This window comes from Luteimonas soli, assembly GCF_042648865.1.
In the GTDB taxonomy this organism is placed as follows: domain Bacteria; phylum Pseudomonadota; class Gammaproteobacteria; order Xanthomonadales; family Xanthomonadaceae; genus Luteimonas; species Luteimonas soli.
In genome coordinates this window covers 364,789-386,561 of the sequence record NZ_JBHRYA010000001.1, presented here as the reverse complement: position 1 = coordinate 386,561, position 21,773 = coordinate 364,789, and the positions used below count along the sequence as shown (strand labels likewise).

Here is a 21,773-nt window from a genome sequence, read left to right as displayed (position 1 = left end):
CCCGCCCCTCATGGCCTGATCACCACGATGTCGGCGGTCTCGGGGAACTTCATCCCCAGCCGGGTGCGCGCGATCTGGTCGATGCGGTTGGCTTCGGCCCAGGTGGCCTGTTCGAGCTGCAGGCGGCCGAAGTCGATGTTGAGCTCGTCGCGCGCATGCTCGAGCCTGGACAGCTGCACGAACAGCTGCCGGTGCTCATGGCGCGCGTTCACCACGCCGATCGCGGTGACCACGTTGGCGATGACCAGGATGATGACGATGAAGCGGGTCATGGCCGCGGCTCCGCCAGCTTCTCCGCCACCCGCAATACCGCGCTGCGCGCGCGCGGGTTGCCGGCGAGTTCGGTGGAGTCGGCCTTTTGCGCGTCACCGATCGCGCGCAGGGTCGGCACGAACTCCTCGACGGCCGGCAGGCGGCGGTTGCCCGCCGGCGCCTTCGCGTGGCGGGCGATGAAGCGTTTGACGATGCGGTCTTCCAGCGAGTGGAAACTGATCACGGCCAGCCGCCCGCCCGGCCTGAGCGCGGCGAGTGCGGCGTCGAGCCCGGCTTCGAGGTCGGCCAGTTCGCGGTTGACGTGGATGCGGATGGCCTGGAACGAGCGCGTGGCCGGGTGGATTTCCTTCTGCCCCGGCTTGGCGCGCGGCATCACCGAGGCGATCAGCTCGGCCAGCTGCGCGGTGCGGGTGATCGGCTGTTCGGCGCGGCGCGCGACGATGGCGCGGGCGATGCGGCGGCTCATGCGCTCCTCGCCGTACTGCCACAGCACGTCGGCGATCTCGGCCTCGCCGGCGCGCGCCAGCCACTGCGCCGCGCTCTCGCCGCTGTCGGGATCCATGCGCATGTCGAGCGGGCCGTCCTTGCCGAAGCTGAAGCCGCGACCGGCAACGTCGATCTGCGGCGAGGAGATACCGAGGTCGAACAGCACGCCGTCCAGGCCCGTGGCAGCGGCACCCCAGTGCGCGAGGTCGGTGAAGCTGCCGCGGTGGATCGCCACGCGCGGGTCCGCGCCGAACTCTTGTTCGGCGACCGCGATCGCTTCGGGATCCTTGTCCATCAGCAGCAGCCGGCCTCCGGTGCCCAGGCGTTGCAGCACGCCACGCGCATGTCCGCCCCGCCCGAACGTGCCATCCAGATACGTTCCGTCCTCCACCACATGCAGCCCTTCCATGACCTGCGCGTACATCACAGGAAGGTGGGCGGACCGGGCGTCCGCGCCACCGTCCGTCACAGCTGCAGGTCGAGCAGCTCTTCACCCAGATCGGCATCGCCCAGCGTCTGCCTGATCTGCGCGAGGTGCGCCTGCTCGCTCCACAACTCGAACTTGTCGCCCATGCCCACGAGCACGGCCTTCTTCTCGATGCCGACCGCGTTGCGGTGGCTGGCCGGGATGCTGATGCGGCCGCTGCCGTCGGGCTCGACGAAGGTGGCCGCGCCGACCAGCTTCAGCTGCAGCAGGCGGCTGTTCTTCTTGGTCCGCGGCAGCTTGTTGATCCCGTCGCGCACGCCTTCCCAGACCGGCAGCGGGTACAGGTACAGGCAGCCGGCCTCGAAGGGGTTGTAGGTCAGGACCAGGTGGTTGCCGCACTCGCGCGCAACGACGTCCCGGTAGCCGGTCGGGACTGCCAACCGGCCCTTGTCGTCGATGGTGATCGCGGTCTCGCCCTGGAACACAACAACCCTGGCCCACTCATGTCCGTCTTCGGGCGGACTTCAGCACAGGAAAACCACGAATCTCCCGGTTTTCCCACGAGTCGCCACCTTATGGGCGGCCCACAGGGTTGTCAACAGCTTCACGCGTGATTTTCGCCAATGGCGTCAATGACTTGCGCGATACTTGAGAGAATTGTTCAAGCTTTATCCACAAGCACCTGATTCGTCTCAAATTTTGAGAATTGGGTTCTGCGTCGCAGTCTGAACGGGGTCTCGACATTGCTGAAGGGCGGGCCGCAGGGATCGCGCCCTGGGCCGGTCGACTGCGCATTGTTCCGGATATCGAGACAATCGCGTGCTTGCCCGGCAATCGTCCCGGAACTCTCTCAGACCGCAACGTCACAGTCCGCAGGATCTGCTTCTTCCCCGGTCGTAGGTCGGGGCTACTGCCCCGACGGCTTTTGACCTTTGGCTCCGGAAGATCCGCGGGTGTCGGGGGCGTAGCCCCGACCTGCGGCAATTCGAGTGGCGGAGCCGGCCGATAAGCCGGGTCCTGTCTTGGACAGTCATTCCTCTAGGCGCAGCGTCACCGCTACGCTCAAGCAGCCTACCCGGACCCGACGCGGGCAACGTCATGAGGTCCCTATTTGGCCTTGCTCCCGGTGGGGTTTGCCGTGCCGGCCTGTTGCCAGGCTCGCGGTGCGCTCTTACCGCACCATTTCACCCTTGCCACGCGCCCTTGCGGACCGTTCGGCGGTTTGCTTTCTGTTGCACTTTCCGTCGGCTCGCGCCGCCCAGGCGTTACCTGGCACCGTGCCCTGTGGAGCCCGGACTTTCCTCGGCATTCTTGCGAATGACGCGACTGCCTGGCCGACTCCGCCAAGGCCATTATCTCACGTTGCCCCGCCCGGCAGCGGCGAATCGGGACCACCTCTGGAGCCGACGCGAGACGGCTGCGGCTGCTGTTGCTGTTGATCTGAACTTGACCTTCAGGGGCCCCTCCGCAGCGGCGGAGTCGGCGGACAAGACCCCGCAGGGCGCCGCACATGGATGTGCGGCGTTTTTCGCAGGGGCAGGATGCCCCTTCGAAAAATTCCCGCCGGCTCCGCGGACCCGACGCGTAGCGTCGGGCGCGAAGGCGGGGTGTGTTTCTTTGCGCCAGGTTTCTTTGCACAAGCAAAGAAAGGTGGCTCGCGCCGTCACGGCGCGAAAGCTTTTGATCTTTCTTGATCTCAGTGGAACCGGAACAGCAGGCGGGTCAAGACCCGCCCTACGACGGCGCCGCGACGCGAAAAGCGCGTCGGGGGCGTAGCCCCGACCTACGGCAGCTACCCTGGTCCTCGGGAAAATCTCGCCCCTAGGATCCGTACAGAGCCTTCCGCGGCGCCCCGCTGATCTCGGCAGCCAGCTTCGCCGCAGTCGACGGCGGCAGGTGCTCGCCAAGCTTCGCGTACACCCGCCGGCCTTCGGCAATGCGCGCATCGGCATCGTCGCCCGCGCCCTGCACCAGCAGCACGAACTCGCCCTTGCGCTGGTTGGCATCGGCGGCAACACGTGCATGCACGTCGGCCAGCGTCCCATCGAGCACGGTCTCGAACAGCTTGGTCAGCTCCCGCGCGACCACGGCCGGGCGATCCGCGCCGAACGCGGCCACGCAGTCGGCCAGCGTGTCCTCGATGCGGTGCGAGGATTCGTAGAACAGCAGCGTGCGCGGCTCCCCGGCCAGGGACGTCAGGCGCGCGCGGCGGGCGCCGGACTTCGCCGGCAGGAAGCCTTCGAACACGAAGCGGTCGCTCGGCAGCCCCGCCACGCTCAGCGCGGCGACCAGCGCGCTGGCACCGGGTACCGGGCTGACCCTCACGCCGGCCTCGCGGGCGGCGCGCACCAGCCGGAAGCCGGGATCGCTGACCAGCGGCGTGCCGGCGTCCGACACCAGCGCCAGCGACTCGCCGGCCAACAGCCGCGCCACCAGTCGCCCGGCCATCTCGTCCTCGTTGTGCTCGTGCAGGGCGACCAGCGACTGCTCGATGCCGAAGTGCGCCAGCAGCTGGCGCGTGTGGCGGGTGTCCTCGGCGCAGATCGCCGCGACCGCGCGCAGGGTGTCGAGGGCACGCGGCGACAGGTCGGCCAGGTTGCCGATCGGCGTGGCGACGACGTGCAGCGTGCCGGCGGCGCCGCCCGGGGCGGTGCTTGCGGCGGGATCGTGGTCGGGGACAGGCATCGTTCTCCTTCTGGCGCTGGCGCCGGTGGACCGGGCGCGACGGCGGCCGGCGTCGCTTCAGCTTCCGGCCCCTGCATCGCGCATGGAACGGTAGAATCCTAGCCGTTCTCGCTTCCGGGCCGGCATATGCGTCATTCATCGAAACGGATCTTCGCCCTCGCGCTGCTCGCCACGCTCGTCGCGGGCTGCTCGACCGTGACGGTCGCGCCGACCGCGCCGCCGGCCGAGGCGCCTGAAGACACCACGCTGCGCAACGCGCACTGGCAGTTCGACGACTCGATCCGCCCGCCGGCCGAGCGCGACGGCTACCGGCCGCCGCTGAAGCTGGCCGTGCTGCTGCCGCTGAGCGGCGACCTGGCCACCGCCGCGGCCTCGGTGCGCGACGGCCTGCTCGCCGCCTACTACGGCGAACGCCGCACGCGCCCGGAAATCCGTTTCTACGACACCGCCAACAGCAGCGGCGGCGCGATCGCGGCCTACAACCGGGCCGTGGCCGACGGCGCCGACCAGGTGCTCGGGCCGCTCGGCCGCGACGGCGTGGACGCGGTGTTCCGCAATGTCCAGCCGGGCGTGCCGGTGCTGGCGCTCAACCGCGGCACGGTCGCGCCGCCTTTCAACAGCGCGAGCTTCTCGCTGGCGCCGGAAGACGAGGGCAGCAGCGCCGCCGACCACGTCGCATCACTCGGCGCCAAACGCGTGCTGGTGCTCAGCTCCGGCGACGACTATGCGCGCCGCAGCGCGAGCGCCTTCGCCACCCAGCTGACGACGCACGGCGGCAGCGTGGTGCAGACGCTGGCCGTGGTCAGCGACGAGCCGGCCGACATGACGCCGCTGCTGCAGTCGGTGGCCACGCGCGACGGCGGAATCGACGCGGTGTTCATTGCCCTGCGCGGCAACCAGGCGCGCGCGATCGCGCCGCAGCTGGCCGCGGCCGGGCTGTCGTACAAGCCGCGCGTGGCAACCTCGCAGCTGCTGTCGGGCACCGGCAAGGCCGAGGAAGACCGCGTGCTGGACGGCATCAAGTTCCCGACCGAGCGCTGGGGGCTGGTGCAGGTGAACGGCCTGCCCAACGCCGCCGAGACGCAGAAGTCGCTGCCCACCGCGCACGGCCCGGGCGCGAAGCTGTTCGCCTTCGGCGCCGACGCCTGGCTGCTCACCGCCTACCTGCAGCACCTGGCGCTGACGCCCGAGGCCACGGTGGAAGGCGCGACCGGCGCACTGCGCATCGGCCCGGAAGGCAACGTGCTGCGCACGCCGCTGTGGTCGACCTTCAGCAACGGCTACGTGGTCTCGCTCGGCGCCGGCGGTTGAGCGGCACCCGCGCGCGCGGCGCCGAAGTCGAGGCCGCCGCACGTGATTTCCTGCTTGGCCAGGGGCTGCGCGCGGTCGCGGCGAACGCGAACTACCGCTTCGGCGAACTCGACCTGGTGATGCTCGACGGCGACACGCTGGTGTTCGTCGAGGTGCGCTTTCGCCGCAACGCGGGCTTCGGCGGCGGCGTGGCCTCGGTCGACGCGCGCAAGCGGCGCAAGCTGGTCACGGCGGCGCGGGCGTTCCTCCACTCACACCGCAGCCTTGCCGACGCGACCTGCCGCTTCGACGTGATCGATGCCAGCGGCGACCCGGCCGCGCCGGCATTCGACTGGCTGCGCGACGCGTTCCGCGCCGACGACTGAGCGCGGGCGTCGGGCGCGTAGGCCCGACCTACGGCAAAGCGATCTGGCGGAGGACGGACGTAGATCGGGGCTACGTCCCCGACGGCTTTCGCACCGCGCGGGTCATCGGGCACGCAGGCCCGGCGCCTACAATGGCGTCCATGGATACGCCGCTTCTTCCCGAACGCCTCGACGCCGCGCTGCGCGCACGGCTGGGCGACGGCTGGCTGCTGGGCGAGGATACGCGCCGCCGCCATGGCGAGGACAGTTCGAAGCGATGGGCACTGCCGGCCGCGGTGGCGCTGCCGCGCAGCGTCGAGGACGTGGTCGCGATCGTGCGCGCCTGCCACGAACACCGCGTGCCGATTGTCGCGCGCGGTGCCGGCACCAGCAGCACCGGCGCGGCGATTCCCTACGGCGGCGGCGTGGTGGTCTCGTTCGAACGCATGGCGCGCGTGCTCGAAATCCGCGCCGACGATCGCCAGGCCGTGGTGCAGCCGGGCGTGCTCAACGGCGACCTGCAGCACGCGCTCGCCCCACGCGGATTGTTCTGGCCGCCCGACCCGGCCAGCGCCGGCCAGTGCACGATCGGCGGCAACCTCGCCTGCAACGCCGGCGGTCCGCACGCGGTGAAGTACGGCGCCACGCGTGACAACGTGCTCGGGCTGGTCGCCGTCACCGGCACGGGCGAGATCATCCGCGTCGGCAGCAGCACCACCAAGGACGCCACCGGCTACGACCTCACCCATTTGCTGGTCGGCAGCGAAGGCACGCTGGCGCTGATCGTCGAGGCGACGCTCAAGCTCGCGCCGCTGCCTACGCGCCGCGCCAGCCTGCGCGCGTCGTACGCCGATGTCGCCAGCGCCGGCGCGGCGGTGGCGCGGATCATGGCGCAGCCGGCGACGCCGTCGATGCTCGAATTCATGGATGCAGCCTGCATCCGGCTGGTGCGCGAAGTGGGCGGCGCCGACATCGCCGACGCCGGCGCGCTGCTGATGATCGAGGCCGACGGCGACGCGGGGACGCTGCCGCACGTGGTCGAAGCATTGGAGCGCGCCGCGCGCGGCGATGGCATGGTCGAACTCGCTTCGGCCAGTGACCCGGCCGCCAACGAGGCGCTGTGGGCGGCGCGCAAGGCGCTGTCGCCGGCGCTGCGCACGATCGCGGCAGGCAAGATCAACGAGGACGTCGTGGTGCCCGTCTCGCGCCTGCCGGCGCTGGTCGCCGGCATCGAGGCGCTCGCGCGCGAGTTCGACCTGCCGATCGTCGCCTTCGGCCACGCCGGCAACGGCAACCTGCACGCCAACATCCTGTTCGATCCCGACGACGCCGCACAGTCGGCACGCGCGCACGCCGCGCTGCCGCGGCTGTTCACGCTGACCCTCTCGCTCGGCGGCACGCTGTCGGGCGAACACGGCATCGGCGTGGCCAAGCGCGACTTCATGACCGAAGCGTTCGACGCGCCGACGCTGGCCGCGATGCGCGCGGTGAAGGCGGCGCTCGATCCGGACGGCATCCTCAATCCCGGAAAAGTCCTGCCGCCGTGAGCGGCGCGCTGGACGGGTTGCTGCGTGACATCCGCGCCTGCCGCATCTGCGAGGCGCACCTGCCGCTGGGGCCGCGCCCGGTGCTGCAGGCAAGCGCCACCGCGCGCATCCTGATCGCCTCGCAGGCGCCGGGCGTGCGCGTGCACGAAACCGGCATCCCTTGGAACGATGCCAGCGGCCGGCGCCTGCGCGACTGGCTGCAGATGGACGACGCGACCTTCTACGACCCGCGCAAGGTCGCGATCGTGCCGATGGGCTTCTGCTATCCGGGCAAGGCCGGTTCCGGCGACGCGCCGCCGCGGCCGGAGTGTCGCGCGACCTGGCATCCGCGCCTGTTGCCGCTGCTGCCCGACATCCGGCTGACCTTGCTGGTGGGCCAGTACGCGCAGGCGTATTTCCTCGGCAAGCGACGCAAGGCGAGCCTCACCGACACCGTGCGCGCGTGGCGCGAGTACATGCCGACCATTCTGCCGCTGCCGCATCCGAGTCCGCGCAACGTGGGCTGGTTCAAGGCCAATCCGTGGTTCGAGGACGATGTGTTGCCGGCGCTGCGCGTGCGGGTGCGCAAGGTGTTGGCATCGTAGGTCGGGGCTACGCCCCCGACGGGGGATGTCCAACCTTCGCGGTCGTCGGGGGCGTAGCCCCGACCTACGGCTGGTTCGACCTTCGCTGGTGTCGGGGGCGTAGCCCCGACCTACGGCGGGGTCGACCTTCGCGGGTGTCAGGGGCGTAGCCCCGACCTACGAGGCGAAATGGTCGAAACCCTGCCGCGGCGGTTTCCAGCGCCGGCCGTCGCGTTCCAGCGCGACCGCCGCGTCGCCGGGAACCACGCGCCCGATGCGCGTCATCGCGACGCCCACCGCTTCGGCGATCGCCGCGATGTCGTCGCGCCGTTCGCGCGCGGCGGTGAAGCACAGTTCGTAATCATCGCCGCCCGTGCACTGCAGTACGCGCCGCTGCCCGGGATCGAAGGCCGCCGCCAGCATCGGCGACACCGGCAGCGCTTCCAGTTCGATCTCAAACCCCACGCCGCTGGCGGCGCAGACGTGGCCGAGATCGGCGAGCAGGCCGTCGGACACATCGATCGCCGCATGCGCAAGGCCGGCAAGCGCCAGCCCGGCCTCGACCCGCGGCGCCGGCCGCTCCAGGCGCGCGCGCAGCGCGGCGTCGCGTTCGCTTCCTTCGCGCCACTGCGCCAGCGCGCCGGCCGCGTCGCCCGGCGTTCCCGTCACCCAGACATCGTCGCCGACGCGAGCGCCGTCGCGCCGCAGCGCCCTGCCCGGCTCGACCAAACCATGCGCGGTGACGCACACCGACAGCGGCCCGCGCGTGGTGTCGCCGCCGACCAGCGCAACATCGTGCTGCGTGGCGAGGGCCAGGAACCCGTCTAGAAAACCGTCGATCCATGCCGTGTCACCGTCGGGCAGCGACAGCGACAGCGTGCACCACGCCGGCTGCGCGCCCATCGCGGCCAGGTCGGACAGGTTCACCGCCAGCGCCTTCCAGCCGATGTCGGCTGGCGCGGTGTCTTCGGGGAAATGCACGCCGGCGTTGAGCGTGTCCATCGCCACCGCCAGCTGGCGGCCGGCGGGCACGGCGAGGATCGCGGCGTCGTCGCCGATGCCGAGCACCACGTCGGCGCGCGCGGACGCGCGGCGGGCGATGGCGTCGATCAGGGAGAATTCGCCGGGCATGCGCTTCAAGCCAGCAACGACCATGCCGAGCGCAATGCCAGCGCGAGCAGCGCCCACGCGAACACGCCCAGGACGTTGATCGAATTGGCGCAGCCGCGGCACCAGTCGTTGCGATCGGCGCGCAGGCCGAACAGGCGCAGCGGCAGCATCAGCAGCGGATGGCCGGCGCCGGGCACCGCTTCACGCTGCTTGCATTCGCGGCAGCGCGCCATGGCCGCTCACTTCCCGCGCGCGGCCTGCATCTCGAGCGCGCGCCATTCCGCGGCCGCATTGTCGAGCACGCCGTTGACGTAGGTGTGGCCGTGTTCGGATCCGAAGCGCTTCACCGCCTTGAGCGCCTCGTCGATGATCACCCGGTAGGGCACGTCGAGACGGTGCTGCAGTTCGTAGGCCGAGATGCGCAGCATGGCGCGCTCGATCTGGTCGACTTCCTCGATGCCGCGGTCGAGGAACGGCTGCAGCGCGGCATCCAGCTCGCGCCGGTGCTTCTCGACACCGCGCACCAGGTCCTCGAAGTATTCGAGGTCGGCAACCTCGTGCGCCTGTTCGTGCGCGAACTGCGCGATCGCGTTCTTCGCGTCGGCGCCGGAGAGCTGCATGGCGTACACCGCCTGCAGCGCGCGCCGGCGCGAGCGCGAACGCGCGGCGTGGTCGATTCCGTCCCTGCCGCGGTGGGTGCGCTGGCGGTTCACGGCAGCTTGCCCAGCAGGCTGGACATCTCGAGCGCGACCAGCGCGCACTCCTCGCCCTTGTTGCCGTGGCTGCCGCCGGCGCGGCGTTCGGCGTCTTCCTGCTCGTCGACGGCGAGCACGCCGTTGGCGACCGGCAGGCGGTAATCCAGCGCCACGCGCATCAGGCCGTCGGCGCAGCGGTCGGCAACGTGTTCGAAGTGGCGCGTGTCGCCGCGGATCACGCAGCCCAGCGCGATGATCGCCGCGTACCCGCCGCCGGCGGCGATGCGCGCGGCCACGGCGGGGATTTCCCACGCACCGGGCACCCGCACCACGTCGACGGCATCCTCGGCGACGCCGTGGCTGGCGAAGGTTTCACGCGCGCCGGCCACCAGCGCATCGCTGATGCGCGGGTTCCAGCGGCTGGCGATGATCGCGAAGCGCGCGCCGTCGGGTGCGCGCAGGTCGCCTTCGTAGTGGGCCATGGGGAAACTTGCGGGAAAGGGCGGACAGTTTAACCCGCGTGGTCGGGGTCAGCGCCGACACCAGTCGAACGGAGCGGAGTAGGTCGGGGCTACGCCCCCGACACCGGGCGAACGCCATGGTCGTGGATAAAAGCTCGCGGCTGAAGCCGCTCCCACAAGGAGCGGCGCGGGCGTCGGGGGCGTAGCCCCGACCTGCGACTTGCCGCGATGGCGGTCGGGCGTAGCCCCGACCTACAGGTATTCGACGACTTCCAGGCCGTAGCCGGCCAGGCCGACCTGCTTGCGCGGGGTGCCCATGACGCGCAGCTTTCCCAGGCCGAGGTCGGCGAGGATCTGGCTGCCGGCGCCGTTGCGGCGCCATTCGGCCAGCGCACCGGCGCGCGCCGGCTCGGCCTGGGGCTGCTGGCGGATGCGCGCCAGCAGCGCCTGCGCCTGCTCGGCCTCGCTGCGGTGGGACTCGCCCAGCAGCACCAGCGCGCCGCGGCCTTCCCGGTCGATCGCGGCCAGCACGTCGCCCACCAGCGGGCCGAAGTCGACGCGCCGCCAGTGCAGGCCATCGGCCAAGCGGTTCTGCACGTGCACCCGCACCAGGGTCGGCGTGGCCGGATCGGGCTCGCCGCGCAGCAGGGCGAAGTGCAGCGTGTGGCTGAGCCGGTCGCGGTAGGTATGCAGGCGGAACGCGCCGTGCTCGGTGTCGATCTCGCGCTCGTCGACGCGCTCGACCGTGTGCTCGGTTTCCAGGCGATGGCGGATCAGATCCTCGATCGAGCCGATCTTCAGCCCGTGTTCGCGCGCGAATGCCTCCAGCTGCGGCCGCCGCGCCATGCTGCCGTCGGCGTTGAGGATCTCGACCAGCACCCCGGCCGGCTCCAGCCCGGCGAGCATCGCCAGGTCCGCCGCCGCCTCGGTGTGTCCGGCGCGGCTGAGCACGCCGCCCGGCTGCGCGGTGAGCGGGAAGATGTGGCCGGGCTGGGCGAGGTCGCGCGGCTGCGCGTCGGGGCGCACCGCGGTGCGGATGGTGTGCGCGCGGTCGTACGCGGAGATGCCGGTGGTCACGCCCTCGGCGGCCTCGATGCTGACGGTGAAGTTGGTGTGGTGCGAGGAGGTGTTGTCGCGCACCATCGGCGGCAGCCCGAGCTGGGCGCAGCGCTCGCGGGTCAGCGACAGGCACACCAGGCCGCGCGCGTGGGTGACCATGAAATTGATGTCGGACGGCTTGACCAGCTCGGCGGCCATGATCAGGTCGCCCTCGTTCTCGCGGTCCTCGTCGTCGACCACCACGACCATGCGCCCGGCGCGCAGCTCTTCGAGCAGCTCGGGGATCGGGGCGAAGCTCATGCGCCTGCTCCTGCAGCCAGCAGTCGCTCCACGTAGCGCGCGACCAGGTCGATCTCCAGGTTCACCGGATCGCCCACCTTCGCCTGCGCGAACGCCGTGTGCGCGACCGTGTGCGGGATCAGCGCGACCTCGAAACCCGCGTCGTCGACCGCGTTGACGGTCAGGCTGACGCCGTCCACGCAGATCGAACCCTTCCGCGCGATGTACCGGTGCAGCGATGCCGGCGCATCGAACGCCCAGCGCTGCGCGCGCGCGTCGTCGGCGATGCTGCGCACCCGCCCCATCCCGTCGACGTGGCCGCTGACCAGGTGACCGCCCAGACGATCGTCCGCGCGCATCGCGCGCTCCAGGTTCACCGCCGCGCCGACCGGCAGGTCGCCGAGCGTGGTCAGCGCCAGCGTCTCGGTCGAGGCATCGACATCGAAATGCGTCTCGCCGAACGCCACCACGGTCAGGCAGGCGCCATTGACGCTGATGCTTTCGCCCAGCGCGACATTGTCGAACGGCAGCGTGCCCACGGCGATCCGCAGCCGCGCATCGCCGTCGCGCGGCTCGCGGGCGGCCAGGCGGCCGACGCCTTCCACCAGCCCGGTAAACATCAACATGCCACCGCAAAGGACGCGCGGATGGCCGGCGGAACGACTCCCGCATGGCACGCGCTCGCCTTCCCCCGCATGCGGGGGAAGGATGGGATGGGGGCGCACGCAGACGTTGGCCTGTTTGTCGGCAAACGCATGGCAAATGACAGGGACTGGAACATGAAACGTTTTCCTCGCACTGGGCAATGAAAAACGCCTCGGGGCATGCGGCGGCACGCGGCTCCGGGCCGCGCGCTGCTGTCTTCTTTCATCCGGACTGTGAGGAAGCGTGCCGCTTCCAACCGTCGGCTCCGGCATCGGACCGGATCTGCTGGCCTTCCGATGCCTGCGAAGGACTCGCAAACCACGGAAGCGCTCGCGGGCTCGCGCGTGGCCTCGTGGAGGCGCCGCGCCTACCGCCGGTGGGGAATTTCGCCCCGCCCTGAAGACGTCTGGTTCTGGTGGATCGCCGGCAAATCCGGCAGCGCGATTCTAGCATCCGGGGCGCGGTGAACCGGTGCGACGGAGCATTCCACCGCCGCGCCGCGTAGGTCGGGGCTACGCCCCCGACGGCTTTCGATTCTGTCCCAGACCCCGATCGCGAAGATCGAAGATCAAGAGCCGTCGGGGACGCAGCCCCGACCTACGGTGACGGGTTGGCTTTCGGCCGCAGCAGCAGGCGCAGGTCGTCGCCAACCTGGCGGGTCTCGACCAGCTGCAGCTGCAGCCGCTGCGCCATCGTTTCGATGCCCAGGCCGGCGAACAGCGGACGGGCGTCGCCGCCGAGCAGCACCGGCGCCATGTAGACCAGCAGTTCGTCGACCAGCCCGGCGCGGAGGAAAGCGCCAGCCAAGGTGGCGCCGGTTTCCACCTGCGCCTCGTTGATCCCGCGCGCGGCCAGCAGCGCCAGCACCGCCGCAAGATCCAGCTCGCCCTCACGCAGCCGTACGGCCGCGCGCTCGGCGGCGAAATCGCGTGGCGGCTTCACGTCCGGCGCGTGCAGGTACAAAGTGGGCGCGTCGCCTTCGCGGACCTTGCCGCGGGCAATGGTCGCCAGGCCGGTGTCGAGCACCACGCGCAGCGGCGGCACAAATTCAGTGTCGTCACCGAAGCGCACTGTGAGCTGCGGGTCGTCGGTCAGCACGGTGCCCGAGCCGGTCAGGATCGCGCCGCTGCGCGCGCGCCAGTGCATCACGTCGGCGCGCGCGGCCTCACCGGTGATCCACTTCGAATCGCCATTGGCCATCGCAGTGCGGCCGTCGAGGCTGCTGCCGAGCTTGATCCGCAGCCACGGCCGGCCGCGCCGGATGCGCGAGAGGAAGCCGCGGTTGAGCGCCTGCGCCTGCGCTTCCATCAGCCCCGACTGGACCTGCACGCCCGCCGCGCGCAGGCGTTCGAATCCCTTGCCATCGACGGCCTCGAACGGGTCGCGCATCGCCGCGACCACGCGCGCGACGCCGGCGGCGATCAGCGCATCGGCACACGGGCCGGTGCTGCCGGTGTGCGCGCACGGCTCAAGCGTCACGTAGGCGGTGGCGCCCTTCGCGCGTTCACCGGCCTGTTCCAGCGCGAACACCTCCGCATGCGGCCCGCCCTGGCGCTGGTGCCAGCCCTCCCCCACCACGTCGTCGCCCTGCACGATCACGCAGCCGACCATCGGGTTGGGACGCGTCGTGTACGCCCCCCGCTCGGCCAGGCGCAGCGCGCGCGCCATCAATGCATGGTCATTCGCCGTGAAATCGCTCATTGCTTCTCCAGTGACGACGGCGTGGTTATCCGTCGGGGAAAAGGACCAGAGTCACTTTCCCTTGTCCCCGTTCGGCTGCCATGAGCCTTGGGGGAAGGTGACTCTGGCCCCTTTTTCAGCGCTTCTTGCCCTTGCCGGCGTTCTTGTCGAACGGCACGACCTCGGCGCCGAGCAGCGGCAGCTGGCCTTCGCCGGGCAGGTCGCGTTCGAGGCGGTCGAGTTCTTCGCGGAAGTCGGCCACGTCCTCGAACGAGCGGTAGACCGAGGCGAAGCGCACGTAGGCAACGTGGTCGAGCTTGCGCAGCTCGGCCATCACGAACTCGCCCACCCGGCGCGATGGCAGTTCGCGTTCGGTGGTCATGCGCAGCTGGTGGATCACCGCGCGCACCGCGGCCTCGGTCTGCTCTTCCGACACCGGGCGCTTGTGCAGCGCGCGGTCGAAGCTTTGGCGCAGCTTGCGCGCGTCGAAGGTGTCGCGGCGCCCGTCGGACTTGATGATCCCCGGCAGCTTGAGCTCGATCGTCTCGAGCGTGCTGAAACGCTCGCCACAAGCCTCGCACTCGCGCCGGCGCCGGATCGTCGCCCCGTCCTCGCTGACGCGCGAGTCGATGACGCGGGTGTCGGAGTGCTGGCAGAAGGGGCAATGCATCAGTCGCCGTCAACCATAGACCGGGAACTGCGCGCACTGCTTCTTCACGTTCTCGCGCACGCCGGCGATGACGTTCTCGTCATTCGGCGCATCGAGCACGTCGCACATCCAGTTCGCCAGCGCCACGCAGTCGGGCTCCTTGTAGCCACGCGTGGTGACCGCCGGGGTGCCGATGCGCAGGCCCGAGGTGACGAAGGGCTTCTGCGGGTCGTTGGGCACCGCGTTCTTGTTGACGGTGATGTTGGCCTTGCCCAGCGCGGCTTCCGCATCCTTGCCGGTGATGCCCTTGCCGATCATGTCGACCAGCATCAGGTGGTTCTGGGTGCCGCCGGAGACGATCCGGTAGCCGCGGTCGATGATCACCTTCGCCATCGCCTGCGCGTTCTTCACGACCTGCTGCTGGTAGGCCTTGAACTCCGGCTCCAGCGCTTCCTTGAAGGCGACCGCCTTGGCCGCGATCACGTGCATCAGCGGGCCGCCCTGGATGCCGGGGAAGACGATGCTCTGCAGCTTCTTGGTCATCTCGTCGAACCTGTCGCCCGCGCCCTCGCGGCTGGCCACGATGATGCCGCCGCGCGGGCCGCGCAGGGTCTTGTGGGTGGTCGAGGTGACCACGTGCGCGTGCGGCACCGGATTGGGGTATTCGCCGGCGGCGATGAGGCCGGCGACATGGGCCATGTCCACGAAGAACCACGCGCCCACCTTGTCGGCGATCGCGCGGAAACGCGCCCAGTCGATTTCCTGCGAATAGGCCGAGAAGCCGGCCACGACCATCTTCGGCTTGTGTTCGACCGCGAGGCGCTCGACCTCGTCGTAATCGATCAAACCATCGTCATTGACGCCGTACTGCACGGCGTCGAGGACCTTGCCGCTGATGTTGGGCTTGGCCCCGTGGGTGAGGTGGCCGCCGTGCGCCAGCGACATGCCGAGGATGGTGTCGCCCGGCTGCAGCAGCGCGAAATACACGGCCTGGTTGGCCTGCGAACCCGAATGCGGCTGCACGTTGGCGTACATCCCTTCCGTGGAGCCTGCACCGAACAGCTGCTTGACCCGGTCGATTGCCAGCTGCTCGGCCACGTCCACGTACTCGCAGCCGCCGTAGTAGCGCTTGCCCGGATAGCCCTCGGCGTACTTGTTGGTCAACTGGCTGCCCTGGGCCTCCATGACCCGCGGGCTGGCGTAGTTTTCCGACGCGATCAGCTCGACGTGGTCTTCCTGGCGGCGATTCTCGGACGCGATCGCCGCGGCCAGTTCGGGGTCGTAGCCTTCGATGCGGGCATCGCGCGGGAACATCGTCATCTCCGGGACAGGGCAGGGTTGCGCCAATTGTAGCCCGCGCCCCGGCGGGAACGGCCGTCGCCGGGGATCGCATGCCGCTGCCTGGTCGCCGGCCATCGCTTCCACGAAAAAGGGCGCGCCGGCCGGCGCGCCCTCGGTTCGGCCCCGCCCTGCCCCGGCTCAGTGGCTCAGGATCAGGTCGGCGATGATGCCCGTGGCGATCGCCACCAGCAGGTAGTCGCCGGCGTCGCTGCGGCGCCAGTAGTAGCCGCTCGGCGGACGACGCAGGCCATAGCTGTAGTAGTCGTTGACGACGTAGGTGCGGCCGTAGCCGGGACCGTAGTAGCGGTGGCCGCGGGCCCAGCGCGGCGGGCCGCGATGCACGACCACCGGGCGCGACACGTAGCGGTCGCGGTAGACCACGCGCGGCGCGGGCCGGAAGACGATCCGCCGGTCATGGCGCCGATCGTGGCGGCGGTCGCGGCGATCGTCCCGGCGGTCGTGGCGTCGACCGTCGCGGTAGCCGTCGTAGTAGGCGCTGCGGCGGTCGTGGCCGCGGTCGTAATGGCCATGGCGGTCGTGGCCGCGATGGCCACGATCGTTGTCGCGGCCGGCCGCGGACGCCGGCATTGCGACTACGGCCAGGGCGAGCAGCAGGGCGGAAAGCTTCAGGGTCGCGGACATGCGGCGGATCCTCCACGGTGTGTGCGTGGTGTGAGCATGGCCCGGCGATGCTGAATCCAGTCCGCCCCGGGCCGGTTCGGGGCGGACGCGTTCAGCGTCCGGCAAGCCCTCGGCTATCCCCGTCAGCCGGTATAATCACGGACTTCCCAAGTCCCCTGCCGCCGGCGCTCCACAGCGCGGGCGCGGCTGGTTTCACCCCGCCGGTCCGCCGGCGGCTGTCCACCGGAGCCTCCATGTCGCAATACATCTACACCATGAACGGCGTCAGCAAGACCGTGCCGCCGAAGCGCCAGATCATCAAGGACATCTCGCTGTCGTTCTTCCCCGGCGCCAAGATCGGCCTGCTGGGCCTGAACGGCGCCGGCAAGTCGACGGTGCTCAAGATCATGGCCGGCGTGGATACCGACTTCTCCGGCGAGGCGCGGCCGCAGGCCGGCATCAAGGTCGGCTACCTGGCGCAGGAACCGCAGCTTGACCCGGACAAGACCGTGCGCGAAGCGGTCGAGGAAGGCGTCGGCGACATCCTGCAGGCGCAGGCGCGCCTGGACGAGGTGTATGCCGCCTACGCCGAGGAAGGCGCCGATTTCGACGCGCTGGCCAAGGAACAGGAGCGGCTGGAGGCGATCCTCGCCGCCGGCGACGCACACACCCTGGAGAACCAGCTGGAAGTCGCCGCCGATGCACTGCGCCTGCCGCCGTGGGACGCGAAGATCAGCAAGCTCTCCGGCGGCGAGAAGCGCCGCGTGGCGCTGTGCCGCCTGCTGCTGCAGAAGCCGGACATGCTGCTGCTCGACGAACCGACCAACCACCTCGACGCCGAGTCGGTCGAGTGGCTGGAACAGTTCCTCGCCCGCTACACCGGCACCGTGGTGGCCGTCACCCATGACCGCTACTTCCTCGACAACGCCGCCGAGTGGATCCTCGAGCTGGATCGGGGTAGAGGCATCCCGTGGAAGGGCAACTACACCGAGTGGCTGGTGCAGAAGGAAGACCGCCTCAAGCGCGAGGAATCGCAGGAGAAGGCGCGCCAGAAGGCGATCGCCAAGGAGCTCGAGTGGGCCCGCAGCAACGCCAAGGGCGGCCGCAGCAAGGGCAAGGCGCGCCTGGCCAGGATCGAAGAACTGCAGTCGGTCGACTACCAGAAGCGCCAGGAAACCAACGAGATCTTCATCCCGCCGGGCGAGCGCCTGGGCAGCAAGGTGATGGAGTTCAAGAACGTCTCCAAGAGCTTCGGCGACCGCCTGCTGATCGACAACCTGAGCTTCCTGGTGCCGCCGGGCGCGATCGTCGGCATCATCGGCCCCAACGGCGCCGGCAAGTCGACCCTGTTCAAGATGATCACCGGGCAGGAGAAGCCGGACTCGGGCTCGATCGAGATGGGGCCGACGGTCAACATCGCCTACGTCGACCAGAGCCGCGACAAGCTGGAAGGCAACCACAACGTCTTCCAGGAAGTCTCCGGCGGCGCCGACATCCTCAACATCAACGGCATCGAGATCCAGTCGCGCGCCTACATCGGCCGCTTCAACTTCAAGGGCCAGGACCAGCAGAAGCTGGTCGGCACGCTGTCGGGCGGCGAACGCGGCCGCCTGCACCTGGCCAAGACCCTGCTGCAGGGCGGCAACGTGCTGTTGCTCGACGAACCGTCCAACGACCTCGACATCGAGACCCTGCGCGCGCTCGAAGACGCGCTGCTGGAGTTCCCGGGCAACACGTTCGTGATCTCGCATGACCGCTGGTTCCTGGACCGCATCGCGACCCACATCCTCGCCTTCGAAGGCGACTCGCACGTGGAGTTCTTCCAGGGCAACTACCGCGAGTACGAGGAAGACAAGAAGCGCCGTCTGGGCGACGACGCCGGCCCGCATCGGCTGCGGTTCAAGGCGCTGAAGTAGTGACGATCCGGCACCAGCACGAACTCGACGGCCTGCGCCGGGCCGGTGCGCTGGTGTCCGGCATCCTGGCGGCGATGCGCGAACAGGCGATCGCCGGCGCGGTGTCGCGTGACCTCGACGCCTACGGCGCAGAACTGATGCGCAACGCCGGGGCACGCTCGGCGCCGGCCTTGACCTATGACTTCCCCGGCGCGACCTGCATCAGCGTCAATGCGGTCGCCGCGCACGGCATTCCCGACGGCACGATCCTGCGCGACGGCGACCTGGTCAACATTGACGTCTCCGCCGAACTGGACGGCTATTTCGCCGACACGGGCGCCAGCTTCGTGGTCGGCGAGGCCAGCCCGGCACAGCAACGACTGCTCGACGCGACCCGCGAGGCGCGCGACACGGCAATCACGCAACTGCGCGCGGGCGGCCTGCTCAATGGAATCGGCCGCACCGTGGAAACGGTCGCGGCCAAACGCGGCTTCCGGGTGATCCGCAACCTCGGCAGCCACGGCGTCGGCCGCGCGCTGCATGAGGCGCCGGGGACGATTCCCGGCCACTACGAACCGCGCGACACGCGGCGGCTGCACGACGGCATGGTGATCACGGTCGAACCGTTCCTGGCCACGCACTGCAGCCAAACCCGCGAAGGCGACGACGGCTGGTCCATGGTCTGCCCGCGGGGCTTCGCCGCGCAGTTCGAGCACACGGTCGTCGTCACCCACGGCGAACCGATCATCGTCACCTGATGCCGGCCGGTCCGGGGAGATCGCGATGACCTTCATCATGCAATTGCGTGAACGCTGGGCAAGCAGCGACAGCATGGTCTGCGTCGGCCTCGACCCAGAGCCGGCGAAGTTCCCGCCGAAGTTCGCCGGCGAACCCGATGCGCTGTTCGCCTTCTGCCGCGACATCGTCGACGCCACCGCCGAGTACGCTTGCGCCTTCAAGCCGCAGATCGCCCACTTCGCCGCGCGCGGCGCCGAGGATGCGCTCGAAAGGCTCATCGCGCACATCCACGCCACGCATCCCGGCATCCCGGTGATCCTCGACGCCAAGCGCGGCGACATCGGCAGCACCGCGCAGCATTACGCGGCCGAAGCCTTCGACCGCTTCCGCGCCGACGCCGTCACCGCCAATCCGTACCTAGGCCGCGACTCGGTGCAGCCCTTCCTCAACCGCGCCGACAGGGGCGTGGTGATCCTGTGCCACACATCCAATCCCGGCGCCGGCGATTTCCAGGACCTGGACGTTGGCGGCCGTCCGCTCTACCAGCACGTCGCCGAACGGGTCGCCCGCGACTGGAACGGCCACGGCAACTGCGCGCTGGTGGTCGGCGCGACCTGGCCGGAGCAACTGCGCGAGGTTCGCGCGATCGTCGGCGACATGCCGCTGCTGATCCCCGGCGTCGGCGCGCAGGGCGGCGACGTCGCCGCGGTGGTCGCCAACGGGCTCGCCGCCGATGGCGCCGGCCTGCTCGTCAGCTCCTCGCGCGCGATCCTGTATGCCTCAAGCGGCGACGATTCCGCCGACGCCGCGGCAAGCGCCGCGAAGTCGCTGCGCGATGAAATCAACCGTCATCGCTGAGCTCCGACAACGCCCGTAGGAGCGGCTTTATCCGCGAGCTCTTGCCCCTCCCCCTGCGACGGCGGAGGAGGTTGGGAGGGGGTGCTCTCGGTTCAGGATGATCCCAAACGACACCCCTCCCCGACCCTCCCGTGCCGTCGCAGGGGAGGGAGCAAGGCTCGCTGGGAGCCGATCAAGATGCACCAGCCCCGAGGTTGGCGAGCAGGACGGCCGGAAGCCGCGTGGCCCAGTGCAACCAGATCGCCAGCCACACGCCTGCGCGGACGAAGATGTTCCGTTTCGGCGCCTCGAACTTGCGGAAGTAACGCCACATCCCACGATGCTTGTGCCACTCCGAGAAGCCCGGCCGCGAGCGGCTGGATACGCCGCGCACGTGCACCACGCGCACGTCGTTGGCGACGGCGACCATCGCGCCGGCCTCGCGCGCGCGGCGGCACAGGTCGAGGTCCTCGACGTGCAGGCGGTAGCCTTCGTCGAAGCCGCCGATGCGATCGAACAGCGCGCGCGGCAGCAGCATCAGCGCACCGGAGATCGCCTCCACCCGCTGCAATGGCCGTGCGTCGTCGGCCTGCACGTCCAGCGGCCGGCCGCCACGCACACGCAGCGGGCCGCGCAGCATCGCGCCGAAGTCGGGGTCGTTGCGCCGCGCGGCGCCGTCGCGCACGCCGACCTCGTCCACCAGGTCGGCACCGAGCAGCGTGTCGCCGTCGATCTCATGCGCGTACGCGAGCAGCCGCGCCAGTGCGTCCGGTTCGACGAGGCAGTCGGGATTGACGAAGGCCAGCCACGGCGCGTCGCTGTCGCGCGCGCCCTGGTTGCAGGCCACCGCGAAGCCGGGGTTGTCGGGGTTGGCGATGAAGTGCACGCGCGGGTCGGCGGCGGCGTGGCGCTGGACGATCGCCAGGGTTTCGTCGCGCGAACCGTTGTCCACGACGCGGACCTGCGACACGCCGCGCGCGGCAAGCAGCCGCGCCAGGCAGTCGTCGATCGTCTCCGCACTCTCGTGGGTGACGACGATGGCGGCGATGCCCTCGCCCGCGGGGGCCTGGACGCTTGCGGCGCCCGACATCAGCCCTTCTCCGCACTTGTGGCGGTCGTGGCCTCCGCCACACCCCCGCCGTCGTTGCATCCGTTGGCCACGGGCGCATCGATCGCGGCATCGGCATCATCCTCGCGCGGGGTCGCTTGCAGTCCGTCCGTTTCGACGACGGCATCGTGGCCGGCGGCGAACAGGTCGCGCTGGGCCTGCGGCGCATCGATCCCGCGTTCGATTCGCAGCAGCAATTCGCGCGTTTCGTGCAGCGGGTCGTGCATGAGGAAGTTCGCCAGCCGCGCGTGCCACGCCGGCCAGCGTGCGGCCAGCGCATCGAGGTCGCCATCGGCCGGGCCGCCTTCGCCGCCGCGTGCGACGAACGCCGTCTCGCACAGGGCATTGCGCCAGCCCAGGCCAGACAGCCGCAGCGACAGGTCGATCAACGCCGCATACCACGACGCATAGCTGGCCGTGTCCAGGCCGCCGGCCTTGTGCCGCGCACTGCCGCGCAGCATCACCGCGTGGTCGACCGCGGCCGGCAGCTCCGGGTGCCGGGGTGGCATCGATCCCGCGGCCCGGGCCACGCGATCCAGGTCGCCCGGGATCGGCATGATCTCGCCGCAGCGCGGCCAGCCCGCCGCCTCGCCCGCGTTGCACCAGGGCGTGGCGGTGGCGATCGAAGCATCGCGCGCGAAGCAGGCGGCCAGCTGCGCGGCCCATCCCGGTGCCGGGATCGCATCGGGCGCGAGCACGATGACGTCCGAGTCGCCGCAGGCGCGGAGCATCTCGTCCAGGTGCGCGACCTGGCCGATCGAACGCGGGCGCCTGGTGTAGTCCGCGCGCAGCGGCGTGCTCGCGATCCAGCGCTCGATGATCGCGTAGCCGCGCGGCCCGGATTGCGCGTCGTCGGCCAGCCACACGCGCGTGCCGGCCGGCGTGCCCGCGTCGAGGGCGGCCAGGCAGGCGTCGAGCGCGTCATCGTCGACGCCGACCGGCAGAAGCACGATGGGCAGTTCACTCATGGCGGCAGGCTCGGCACGTCGGGCGTGGCACCGCCGGGCTCAGGCCATGCC

At 70.3% G+C, this 21,773-nt stretch carries 22 protein-coding genes, 1 other RNA gene, 1 pseudogene and 1 riboswitch; of the genes and pseudogenes, 7 read left to right on the top strand and 17 right to left on the bottom strand.

Going from position 1 to position 21,773, the window contains the following annotated elements; translation table 11 throughout:
* Nucleotides 1–8: 8 nt before the first annotated feature.
* From ftsL to rsmI, 5 genes are all read right to left on the bottom strand, one after another.
* Entirely contained in the window at nucleotides 9–272 is a 264-nt protein-coding gene (gene ftsL, locus ACFONC_RS01775; protein ID WP_386741853.1) for a cell division protein FtsL, read from the bottom strand.
* Complete coding sequence (gene rsmH, locus ACFONC_RS01770) at nucleotides 269–1,228, bottom strand: 16S rRNA (cytosine(1402)-N(4))-methyltransferase RsmH (protein ID WP_386741852.1); 960 nt, start codon at nucleotides 1,226–1,228, stop codon at nucleotides 269–271. The genes ftsL and rsmH overlap by 4 nt, the downstream gene beginning before the upstream one ends.
* Nucleotides 1,225–1,671, bottom strand: coding sequence for a division/cell wall cluster transcriptional repressor MraZ (gene mraZ / locus ACFONC_RS01765; protein ID WP_386741851.1), 447 nt, complete (start codon nucleotides 1,669–1,671; stop codon nucleotides 1,225–1,227). The genes rsmH and mraZ overlap by 4 nt, the downstream gene beginning before the upstream one ends.
* 505 nt (nucleotides 1,672–2,176) lie before the next feature.
* Nucleotides 2,177–2,528: RNase P RNA component class A (rnpB, locus tag ACFONC_RS01760), an RNA gene on the bottom strand.
* Between the two features lie 479 nt (nucleotides 2,529–3,007).
* Nucleotides 3,008–3,871, bottom strand: coding sequence for a 16S rRNA (cytidine(1402)-2'-O)-methyltransferase (gene rsmI / locus ACFONC_RS01755; RefSeq protein WP_386741850.1), 864 nt, complete (start codon nucleotides 3,869–3,871; stop codon nucleotides 3,008–3,010).
* A 126-nt stretch (nucleotides 3,872–3,997) separates the two neighbouring features.
* On the opposite strand from rsmI, the gene ACFONC_RS01750 reads away from it, so the two are divergent.
* From ACFONC_RS01750 to ACFONC_RS01735, 4 genes are all read left to right on the top strand, one after another.
* Entirely contained in the window at nucleotides 3,998–5,182 is a 1,185-nt protein-coding gene (locus ACFONC_RS01750; protein ID WP_386741849.1) for a penicillin-binding protein activator, read from the top strand.
* A complete protein-coding gene (locus tag ACFONC_RS01745; RefSeq protein ID WP_386741848.1) occupies nucleotides 5,179–5,547 on the top strand; it encodes a YraN family protein in 369 nt (122 codons plus the stop codon). Before ACFONC_RS01750 ends, ACFONC_RS01745 begins: the two co-directional genes overlap by 4 nt.
* A gap of 140 nt (nucleotides 5,548–5,687) precedes the next feature.
* Nucleotides 5,688–7,073 carry an FAD-binding oxidoreductase gene (locus tag ACFONC_RS01740; protein WP_386741846.1) on the top strand — a complete coding sequence of 462 codons (1,386 nt, stop codon included), beginning with the start codon at nucleotides 5,688–5,690 and terminating at the stop codon, nucleotides 7,071–7,073.
* Nucleotides 7,070–7,657 carry a uracil-DNA glycosylase family protein gene (locus ACFONC_RS01735; RefSeq protein WP_386741845.1) on the top strand — a complete coding sequence of 196 codons (588 nt, stop codon included), beginning with the start codon at nucleotides 7,070–7,072 and terminating at the stop codon, nucleotides 7,655–7,657. The genes ACFONC_RS01740 and ACFONC_RS01735 overlap by 4 nt, the downstream gene beginning before the upstream one ends.
* 156 nt (nucleotides 7,658–7,813) lie before the next feature.
* On the opposite strand, the gene thiL is transcribed toward ACFONC_RS01735, so the two are convergent.
* The 10 genes from thiL to ACFONC_RS01685 all read right to left on the bottom strand — a co-directional run bounded on the left by thiL (nucleotide 7,814) and on the right by ACFONC_RS01685 (nucleotide 16,197).
* Nucleotides 7,814–8,767, bottom strand: coding sequence for a thiamine-phosphate kinase (gene thiL / locus ACFONC_RS01730; protein WP_386741844.1), 954 nt, complete (start codon nucleotides 8,765–8,767; stop codon nucleotides 7,814–7,816).
* A gap of 5 nt (nucleotides 8,768–8,772) precedes the next feature.
* Nucleotides 8,773–8,979: a hypothetical protein gene (locus ACFONC_RS01725; protein WP_386741843.1), complete on the bottom strand. Its 207-nt coding sequence runs from the start codon at nucleotides 8,977–8,979 to the stop codon at nucleotides 8,773–8,775.
* Nucleotides 8,980–8,985: 6 nt separating this feature from the next.
* On the bottom strand, nucleotides 8,986–9,459 hold the full coding sequence (gene nusB / locus ACFONC_RS01720; protein WP_386741842.1) for a transcription antitermination factor NusB: 474 nt from the start codon (nucleotides 9,457–9,459) through the stop codon (nucleotides 8,986–8,988).
* Nucleotides 9,456–9,923: a 6,7-dimethyl-8-ribityllumazine synthase gene (gene ribH, locus ACFONC_RS01715; protein WP_386741840.1), complete on the bottom strand. Its 468-nt coding sequence runs from the start codon at nucleotides 9,921–9,923 to the stop codon at nucleotides 9,456–9,458. The genes nusB and ribH overlap by 4 nt, the downstream gene beginning before the upstream one ends.
* A gap of 231 nt (nucleotides 9,924–10,154) precedes the next feature.
* Nucleotides 10,155–11,261, bottom strand: a complete 1,107-nt coding sequence (gene ribB, locus ACFONC_RS01710) for a 3,4-dihydroxy-2-butanone-4-phosphate synthase (RefSeq protein WP_386741839.1) — start codon at nucleotides 11,259–11,261, stop codon at nucleotides 10,155–10,157.
* Nucleotides 11,258–11,860 (bottom strand): riboflavin synthase, encoded by a 603-nt coding sequence (locus tag ACFONC_RS01705; RefSeq protein ID WP_386742209.1) that lies wholly within the window; start codon nucleotides 11,858–11,860, stop codon nucleotides 11,258–11,260. The genes ribB and ACFONC_RS01705 overlap by 4 nt, the downstream gene beginning before the upstream one ends.
* 235 nt (nucleotides 11,861–12,095) lie before the next feature.
* Nucleotides 12,096–12,293, bottom strand: a riboswitch (FMN riboswitch).
* A 189-nt stretch (nucleotides 12,294–12,482) separates the two neighbouring features.
* On the bottom strand, nucleotides 12,483–13,586 hold the full coding sequence (ribD, locus tag ACFONC_RS01700; protein WP_386741838.1) for a bifunctional diaminohydroxyphosphoribosylaminopyrimidine deaminase/5-amino-6-(5-phosphoribosylamino)uracil reductase RibD: 1,104 nt from the start codon (nucleotides 13,584–13,586) through the stop codon (nucleotides 12,483–12,485).
* A gap of 115 nt (nucleotides 13,587–13,701) precedes the next feature.
* The gene (nrdR, locus tag ACFONC_RS01695; protein WP_386741836.1) at nucleotides 13,702–14,235 is read right to left on the bottom strand and encodes a transcriptional regulator NrdR; all 534 of its coding nucleotides are present in this window, start codon (nucleotides 14,233–14,235) and stop codon (nucleotides 13,702–13,704) included.
* Nucleotides 14,236–14,244: 9 nt separating this feature from the next.
* Nucleotides 14,245–15,528, bottom strand: coding sequence for a serine hydroxymethyltransferase (gene glyA, locus ACFONC_RS01690; RefSeq protein ID WP_386741835.1), 1,284 nt, complete (start codon nucleotides 15,526–15,528; stop codon nucleotides 14,245–14,247).
* 165 nt (nucleotides 15,529–15,693) lie between these two features.
* Nucleotides 15,694–16,197: an RcnB family protein gene (locus ACFONC_RS01685; protein ID WP_386741833.1), complete on the bottom strand. Its 504-nt coding sequence runs from the start codon at nucleotides 16,195–16,197 to the stop codon at nucleotides 15,694–15,696.
* A 233-nt stretch (nucleotides 16,198–16,430) separates the two neighbouring features.
* Between ACFONC_RS01685 and ettA the strand changes: the two genes are divergently transcribed.
* From ettA to pyrF, 3 genes are read left to right on the top strand one after another with little or no spacing between them, the layout of a single operon-like run.
* A complete protein-coding gene (gene ettA / locus ACFONC_RS01680; protein WP_386741832.1) occupies nucleotides 16,431–18,092 on the top strand; it encodes an energy-dependent translational throttle protein EttA in 1,662 nt (553 codons plus the stop codon).
* The gene (gene map / locus ACFONC_RS01675) at nucleotides 18,092–18,829 is read left to right on the top strand and encodes a type I methionyl aminopeptidase (protein WP_386741831.1); all 738 of its coding nucleotides are present in this window, start codon (nucleotides 18,092–18,094) and stop codon (nucleotides 18,827–18,829) included. Before ettA ends, map begins: the two co-directional genes overlap by 1 nt.
* Nucleotides 18,830–18,854: 25 nt before the next feature.
* A complete protein-coding gene (gene pyrF / locus ACFONC_RS01670) occupies nucleotides 18,855–19,667 on the top strand; it encodes an orotidine-5'-phosphate decarboxylase (RefSeq protein ID WP_386741829.1) in 813 nt (270 codons plus the stop codon).
* A 172-nt stretch (nucleotides 19,668–19,839) separates the two neighbouring features.
* On the opposite strand, the gene ACFONC_RS01665 is transcribed toward pyrF, so the two are convergent.
* The gene (locus tag ACFONC_RS01665; RefSeq protein ID WP_386741828.1) at nucleotides 19,840–20,736 is read right to left on the bottom strand and encodes a glycosyltransferase family 2 protein; all 897 of its coding nucleotides are present in this window, start codon (nucleotides 20,734–20,736) and stop codon (nucleotides 19,840–19,842) included.
* A 152-nt stretch (nucleotides 20,737–20,888) separates the two neighbouring features.
* Nucleotides 20,889–21,722, bottom strand: a pseudogene (locus tag ACFONC_RS01660) (glycosyltransferase family 2 protein); the annotation flags it as partial.
* Between the last annotated feature and the right edge of the window lie 51 nt (nucleotides 21,723–21,773).